The sequence below is a fragment of the Ohtaekwangia sp. genome (genome assembly GCF_036568665.1).
Lineage (GTDB): Bacteria > Bacteroidota > Bacteroidia > Cytophagales > Cyclobacteriaceae > Ohtaekwangia.
The window spans coordinates 24,754-32,168 of the sequence record NZ_DATCSD010000214.1 but is presented as its reverse complement, the minus strand read 5'-3'; the positions used below and the strand labels follow the sequence as shown (position 1 = coordinate 32,168).

Annotated in this window: 4 protein-coding genes; 3 read left to right on the top strand and 1 reads right to left on the bottom strand. The window is 44.0% G+C overall.

All coding sequences use genetic code 11. The features are described from left to right. Positions 1–468: 468 nt before the first annotated feature. Positions 469–2,079, bottom strand: a complete 1,611-nt coding sequence (rho, locus tag VIN08_RS11960; RefSeq protein ID WP_331965024.1) for a transcription termination factor Rho — start codon at positions 2,077–2,079, stop codon at positions 469–471. 283 nt (positions 2,080–2,362) lie between these two features. Between rho and serS the strand changes: the two genes are divergently transcribed. The 3 genes from serS to VIN08_RS11945 all read left to right on the top strand — a co-directional run bounded on the left by serS (position 2,363) and on the right by VIN08_RS11945 (position 7,413). Then, positions 2,363–3,637, top strand: coding sequence for a serine--tRNA ligase (gene serS / locus VIN08_RS11955; RefSeq protein ID WP_331965021.1), 1,275 nt, complete (start codon positions 2,363–2,365; stop codon positions 3,635–3,637). A gap of 273 nt (positions 3,638–3,910) precedes the next feature. Continuing rightward, entirely contained in the window at positions 3,911–4,948 is a 1,038-nt protein-coding gene (locus tag VIN08_RS11950) for a nucleoid-associated protein (RefSeq protein ID WP_331965018.1), read from the top strand. A 323-nt stretch (positions 4,949–5,271) separates the two neighbouring features. Then, a complete protein-coding gene (locus tag VIN08_RS11945) occupies positions 5,272–7,413 on the top strand; it encodes a prolyl oligopeptidase family serine peptidase (protein WP_331965015.1) in 2,142 nt (713 codons plus the stop codon). The last annotated feature ends 2 nt before the right edge of the window (positions 7,414–7,415 follow it).

Here is a 7,415-nt window from a genome sequence, read left to right as displayed (position 1 = left end):
ACAACGCCTGTATGATCGTTGGAACATTTCTTTCCCAACAAGCAGATTTACTTTCCGAGTGACGGGTTTTTGTTTCCGAAGAGAAGGGAATTGGAAGATTAGAAGATTAATAAGATTATAAGATTGGAAGATTAGGGTGTGAGTGTGTGTGATTGAAATCCAGTGGCACGGAGTTGCACAGAGAAGACGCAGGGGTGCACAAAGAGAAATACCGGAAGATATATACCTGCCTAATCTTCCGATCTTCTAATAATTATACTCTCAGCTCAGAACTGTAGCTTCGATAAAGGAATCACTCAGTCGCACCTCCTTCAAAATGGCGGTGTATTTTAATTTTCTGATCCTATAATTTTTCAATTTTGTAATCTTTCAATCTTCCAATTCCTATATCTTCCAATCTCCTTCTCCTTAAAAACAAAAAGCCGCCCCATAACGGAACGGCTTCCTTAAATCTATAGCGGTATATATTTACCCGTTCATCGAGAGCAGGAACTCTTCGTTTGTGCGGGTGCCTTTCATCTTGCCTTGCAAAAATTCCATGGCTTCTACCGAGTTCATGTCAGACATAAACTTGCGCAGTATCCATACGCGCTGCAGTTCTTCTTCTTTCATCAACAGATCTTCTCTGCGTGTGCCTGATGCCGGTACATCTATAGCAGGGTATACGCGTCTGTTAGACAGTTTGCGGTCGAGCTGCAATTCCATGTTACCGGTACCTTTAAATTCTTCGAAGATAACTTCATCCATCTTCGAGCCGGTATCGATCAATGCTGTTGCTATAATGGTGAGTGAACCACCGTTTTCGATCTTACGTGCAGCACCAAAGAAACGCTTCGGCTTGTGCAGTGCGTTGGCATCCACACCACCCGAGAGTATTTTACCGGATGATGGAACTACCGTGTTATAGGCCCGGGCCAGACGTGTAATAGAATCGAGGAGTATAACTACATCGTGTCCGCATTCTACCATGCGCTTGGCTTTCTCCAGCACGATACTGGAAACTTTTACGTGGCGTTCAGCTTGTTCATCGAATGTAGAAGCAATTACTTCTGCATTTACACTGCGCGCCATATCGGTAACTTCTTCCGGGCGTTCATCGATCAGCAATACGATCAGGTATACTTCCGGGTGATTTTGTGCTATAGCATTCGCTATATTTTTCAGCAATACAGTTTTACCTGTTTTAGGTTGCGCCACAATCATACCGCGTTGTCCTTTACCTATAGGCGAGAACAGGTCAAGTATACGGGTCGACATATTATCAGGAGTAGTGCTGAGTCGTAGTTTTTGCTCAGGGAAAAGCGGAGTCAGGTATTCGAAAGCAACGCGGTCGCGTATCTCTTCCGTTGTTTTACCGTTAACGGATTCAACCTTTAAGAGTGCAAAGTATTTTTCGCCTTCTTTCGGAGGGCGGATCAGACCTTTTACAGTATCGCCAGTTTTGAGGCCGAATAATTTTATCTGCGATGGCGATACATAAATATCGTCAGGGCTGGCCAGGTAATTATAGTCTGATGAACGGAGGAAACCGTAACCATCCTGCATGATTTCGAGTACACCTTCATTGCTGATGGCGCCATCGAACTCACGTATAGAAGCACGCTGATGTTGTGGTCTTTCAGGCATGCGCTCGTGGCGAGGCTCTTCGTTGATAATGATATTTTCTATATCGCTGTCATCCGTACTCTCTTCAAAGTTTTGAGGCGTTGAAGAAGAAGATGACGGAGCATCGAAGTCGAGATTTATAGAGTCGAGTAATTCGTCAGAAGTAAAATCAGTTTCTGCTTTAGGCGGAGGAGCCTGTTGAGCAGCAGCGGGTGCTACATTTTCGCGTCTGCGCGGGCGCATCTTGCGCTCAGGTGCAGCGGAGTTTTCAGTAGCGTCAGCAGTTTCAGGAGCAGGAGTAACGGCAGCTTTTTTGGCGGGAGCGGATGTATCGCCTGATACAGCTTGTTGATCGAGGATTTTGTAGATGAGATCTTGTTTTGAAAGCTTCTTGGCGTTCTTTACGCCCATATCCTCTGCAATTTCTTTCAACTCAGAAAGCAGCCTGACATTCAGGTCGTCAATAGTGTACATGAGATAAAAATGAATGTGTTTAGTTAAAAATGATATGTGAATTGGTTGTGGTGATCAGCAAATAGCTGAATAGTAACGTCCATGAGAAAACAGATAACTAGAAAACAAAATTTGGTAAAGAATTCCGGATTTATATTCAGAGGGCTTGAGATAAAAGCCGAATGACATTGCAAGTATAACCCAAAATTAAAAATTATCAAATGGTTAAATATTTTTATTCGAACGGCAAAAGCTCAACGCAATCAAAAAAACTTAATTTTGGAACCCTTAAAAAATCATACGCATGCTACAGGTAGCCATCATTCGTGAACAAACCGAAAAGATCATTCAAGGTTTGGGTAAACGAAACATCAAAGATGCACAGACACTCATTCAACATGTGCTCGAAAACGATCAGTTACGCAGAGATACTCAAAAGGTACTCGATGATCTGAAAGCTAAATCGAACAATGACGCCAAAAAAATTGGCGAGTTAATGAAGTCGGGCAAACAGGATGAAGCTACTGCACTACGCGCTGCTGTAGCAGCCGATAAAGACAAAGTAAAAACGCTGGAAGCGGAACTTGATACATACGAGAAGAAGCAGCTTGAATTGTTGTATAAGATCCCCAACGTTCCACACGAGAAAGTACCGGCCGGTGTTGGTGCAGACGACAATATAAACGTATACGAGCACGGAACAGTTCCGCAGCTTGATAGCGATGCTTTGCCGCATTGGGAGCTCATCAAGAAATACGACATCATTGATTTTGATCTCGGTATAAAAATAGCCGGTGCCGGCTTCCCGGTATATAAAGGCAAAGGTGCGCGATTGCAGCGTGCTCTCATCAACTTCTTTCTCGATGAAGCTGCTCGACTCGGCTATCGCGAGATACAACCTCCTATAGTGGTAAACGAAGCTTCCGGCTATGGCACAGGACAACTACCCGATAAAGAAGGGCAAATGTACTTTGTGAATGAAGACGGACTATATCTTATACCAACGGCAGAAGTACCGATCACCAATCTATACCGCGATGTAATGCTTGCGGAAGATGATCTGCCCATAAAGAATGCCGGATATACTCCATGCTTTCGCAGAGAAGCAGGTAGCTGGGGCGCGCACGTACGTGGACTGAATCGCCTGCATCAGTTTGATAAAGTAGAAATCGTGCAGGTGCGCAAGCCGGAAGAATCATACCAGGTATTGGATGAAATGTGCGCGCATGTGCAGGGCTTGCTGGAGAAACTGGAATTGCCATACAGAAAATTATTACTCTGTGGCGGCGACATGGGCTTTAACGCTGCTATGACTTACGACATGGAAGTTTTCTCTGCTGCACAGCAACGTTGGCTCGAGGTAAGCTCTGTAAGTAACTTTGAAACCTTCCAGGCAAATCGCCTCAAGCTGCGCTATAAAAACAAAGAAGGTAAAACACAATTACTCCATACACTCAATGGCAGCGCGCTGGCATTGCCACGGATAGTAGCTGCTATATTGGAGAACAACCAGACGAAGGATGGTATACGTATACCCAAAGTATTGGTGCCGTATACCGGATTTGATGTTATTAAATAGCTGCGAGTTGTTAGCTTCTAGCCAGAAGTGTGAGCGTGGGGATTATGAGTGTGTTTTACTTCGGTAGTTGTTGCTCGCTATGTGAAGTTATGTGCAGTCAGGTGTTTCCAACTGACTGGGTACGGCGTAACAAAATTGCGTGCGTGCTCAATCCCTCTTCACTCCCATTACTCACACGTCTCGCAGCTATAAGCTCGCAGCTAGATATAGTATATTTTTAAACCGATTAACTGCTATACCGATAACGTGTAACAGCTAACAATTAACGGCCCCATGATCGACTTTGAATTTGCCAAGATTCGCGAAGTATCGGCACACTATATAGGCAATCGCGCCAATGGCGATTCGCTCCGGCTTTCGGAAGCACCTATCGAGGTAGATAACGAAAATATACATGCGCTGCTGCGTACGTATTTTCTTTCCAACTTCGGTACGCCTGCGTTCTATACCTTTACTTTCTCCAACGAAGATTTCAAGCTCAACCCTATATATCAGTTTGCATCGCAGATATTTAAAGAGCCCGAGTCGTTTCATGAAAACTCCATGAACCTGGCCAAGCATTTGTATGAAGCAACACAGCACCCTAACATTAAGCCGGGTGAACTATATATAGCCTTCTTTCAAAGTGTAGAAGTGCAGAACGACAACGTAGAGGCGATCGGTATATTTAAGTCGGAGAACAAAGAAAATTATCTGAAGCTTTCGCATCAGTTCAGTCTGCATGCCGATGAAGGTATAAATGTAAAGAAGCTTGATAAAGGTTGTTTGATACTCAATCGCGAAGAAGACGAAGGGTATAAAGTATTGATGGTAGATAACATCAATAAATCGGACGCGCATTTCTGGAAGCACGACTTTCTGAATATAAAGCCACGGTCGGATGCGTTTCATCATACGCATAACTTTATGCAGCTCACCAAGCAATATGTAGAGGAGCAACTGTCAGAAGAGTTCAGTGTATCAAAAGCGGATAAAATCGATCTGTTGAATCGCTCGATGGATTTCTTCCGCTCGAATGAAGAGTTCAGTAAATCGGAGTTTGAAGTAAATGTACTCGGCAATGTAGATGTGATCGAGTCGTTCCGAAATTTCGGGAACAACTTTATGACTTCGAACAACATTGACCCGATGGATAACTTTGAAATTTCTGCGCAGGCTGTAAAACGCCAGGCGCGTATTTTTAAAAGTGTATTAAAGCTCGATAAAAATTTTCACATCTATATACACGGCAACCGCGAACTGATCGAGAAAGGATTTGACGAAGTAACCGGCAAGCACTTCTATAAGCTATATTTCGAAAACGAAAGCTAGAGGAGCTGCGAGTTTATAAGCTTCGAGCTGCCAGGGGTGTGGGAGTGGGATGAGTGCGTTAGCAGTTAATAGTTATTCGTTAGTCGTTTAAAAGCATTGCATTCCGAACTTTCGGTCTTTCAAACTTTCCGTCTCATTGCATTTATTCGAGAAGCAAATATCCCATTCACAGACAAACATTGTATAGCTTATACGCGTCATAGTACTGGCCACGTCTAGCAACTCGTAGCTTGCAGCTCGCAACTAATTTCACCGTTCATCCCAAGTTTATTTGGTGGCGATAAAAAGGAAAGTGTATTTTAAAACATTAAATACATTCCTGCATGAAAACCCAAACATGTTTACAGATAACTTGCCTCGCGTTGCTGGCTGTGGCTTGTTCAACGAAGAAAGAGAGTAGTAGTATGAAATATCCCGAAACCAAGAAAGTCGACTCGGTCGACACATATTTTGATGTTAAAGTGGCGGACCCATATCGCTGGCTGGAGAATGATACCGCGCAGGAAACCGCGAATTGGGTAAAAGAACAGAATGATATCACATTCGGCTTCCTGAATAAAATTCCCTATCGCGAAACAGTAAAGAAACGCCTGGAAGAAGTATATAATTACGAGCGCCTCAGTGCTCCCTTTAAAGAAGGCGAATATTATTACTACTATAAGAATGATGGTTTGCAGAACCACAGTGTTCTCTACCGTAAGAAAGGGGAGAACGGTACACCAGAAGTATTTCTCGATCCGAATACTTTTTCAAAAGATGGTACAACAGGACTCTCGGGAGTATTCTTTACCAAGGATGCATCGCTTACCGCTTATCTTATTTCTGAAGGCGGATCTGATTGGCGCAAAGCAATCGTGATCAAGACCGTTGATAAAACCGTGGTGGAAGATTCGCTGCGCGATCTGAAATTTACCGGTATAGCATGGAAGGGTAACGAAGGCTTCTACTATAGCAGCTATGATAAACCGAAAGGCAGCGAGCTTTCATCTAAGACACAACATCATAAACTATACTATCACAAACTCGGTACACCACAAAGTGACGATAAGCTGGTGTTTGGTGGCGAAGTTACGCCACGCAGATATATAGGAGCTGGCCTTACAGAAGATGAACGCTTCCTCGTAATATCAGCAGCCACCAGCACAACTGGTAACGAATTATATGTACAGGATCTGAAAGACCCGAAAGGCAAGCTGGTAAACCTGGTGAATAACTTTGATAACAATCATAACATCATTGACAATGATGGTTCGCGATTGATTATTCAAACAAACCTCAATGCTCCGAACGATCGCATAGTAGAAGTAGATTTCGCCAGTCCAACGCCTGAGCATTGGAAAGATATAATTCCTGAATCAGAGAACGCACTGCAAGGTGTAAGTACAGCGGGTAAAAAATTATTTGTGAATTACCTGAAAGACGCGAGCACACTGATCAAGCAATTCGACTACCATGGTAAACAGGAACGCGAAGTAGAATTACCTGGTATAGGAACTGCTGGTGGCTTTGGTGGCAAGATTGGCGATAAAGACGTATACTATTCTTTTACATCATTTACCTATCCTACGTCTATATTCAAGTATGATATAGCTTCCGGTAAATCTACCCTGTATGAAAAACCGAAGGTAGATTTCGATCCGGAAGCATACGAAACACACCAGGTGTTTTATACCAGTAAAGATGGCACCAAGATTCCGATGTTTATCGTACATAAAAAAGGACTTGAGCTGAATGGTAAAAACCCTACACTGCTATATGCGTATGGTGGCTTTGGCGTAAGCCTTACACCGGGCTTTAATACTTCGCGTATAGTATGGCTGGAGAATGGCGGTATATATGCACAGCCTAACCTGCGTGGTGGTGGCGAGTATGGAGAGAAGTGGCACCTGGCGGGCACGAAGCTTAACAAGCAAAATGTATTTGACGATTTTATAGCCGCGGGTGAATACCTGATAAAAGAGAAATATACTTCCAGCGATTACCTCGCTATATCGGGTGGCTCCAACGGTGGGCTACTGGTAGGCGCTACCATGGCGCAGCGTCCTGACCTGGCGAAAGTAGCGCTGCCCGCTGTAGGGGTAATGGATATGCTGCGCTACCACACGTTTACAGCCGGTGCAGGTTGGGCGTACGACTATGGCACAGCGAACGACTCGAAGGAGATGTTTGAATATTTGAGAAAGTATTCTCCGGTACATGCGTTAAAGCCAGGTACAAATTATCCGGCAACGATGGTAACTACGGCCGATCATGACGATCGCGTAGTGCCGGCACACTCATTCAAGTTTGCAGCTACATTGCAGGAGAATCAGGCAGGAGTAAATCCGGTGTTGATCCGTATTGATACAAAATCAGGACACGGTGCATCCAACCTTTCAAAGGCCATTGAGTCGACTGCCGATCAATATGTCTTTGCGTGGTATAACATGGGCATCATTCCTCCGGTAGCAAAGAAAGAAATGTAGCG

Bases quoted from the DNA above. Each gene is read 5' to 3' on its own strand.
- rho (WP_331965024.1), bottom strand. From the start codon at position 2,079: ATGTACACTATTGACGACCTGAATGTCAGGCTGCTTTCTGAGTTGAAA.
- serS (WP_331965021.1), top strand. From the start codon at position 2,363: ATGCTACAGGTAGCCATCATTCGTGAACAAACCGAAAAGATCATTCAA.
- VIN08_RS11950 (WP_331965018.1), top strand. From the start codon at position 3,911: ATGATCGACTTTGAATTTGCCAAGATTCGCGAAGTATCGGCACACTAT.
- VIN08_RS11945 (WP_331965015.1), top strand. From the start codon at position 5,272: ATGAAAACCCAAACATGTTTACAGATAACTTGCCTCGCGTTGCTGGCT.